Genomic DNA, 535 nt, shown 5'->3' with positions numbered 1-535 from the left:
GAAGTGGTTGAGAAGGTCCTTTCAACGCTTGCGCGAAGCGCCACGCGCAAAGACCGATATCTTGCGCTGGATGTTGTTGACGATGCACTCGCCGCGCTTCAAATCGCGCAATCGACCGGAACCGCGATTGTCGCTGCACGTACTGCTTCGGCGCTATTGTCGTCCGACCCTCGCACCACATCGCTGTTACGCAATCTGTCGGATCTAAGCGAGAGGCGAGAGATTGCGGCCAAGCGAGAAGCTGACGAAGCAGCCGGTTCGACTCCTGACGTGAGCCAAGCCAGCGAAACCTCCAGTCAAATTCAGACCAAGATCGAAGCGCAGCTACAGTCGCTCTCACCGCAACTCATTGCTTTGATTCATCCGCCTCGGTTGACATTTTCGGCGATCCAGCAATCCCTCGACGATGGCCAGGGTTGGCTCGGTTTCGTTATCGGCAGCAGATTTACAACTGTCATCCTGGTCACGCACGAAGGCGTAAGAACTGGTCTGGTGAACGAAGGATCAGACAGGATTGGCAAGAGAGTTCAGTACC

1 protein-coding gene is annotated in these 535 nt (G+C 55.5%); it reads left to right on the top strand.

The features are described from left to right. A partial coding sequence (locus AC1D35_RS36805; RefSeq protein ID WP_477943014.1) for a hypothetical protein occupies positions 1–535 on the top strand: 535 nt, incomplete at both ends.

It is taken from the genome of Rhizobium sp. P1_E6 (assembly GCF_056405875.1).
Note: the sequence above shows the minus strand (reverse complement) of the source record. Positions and strands in the feature narration are given on the sequence as shown.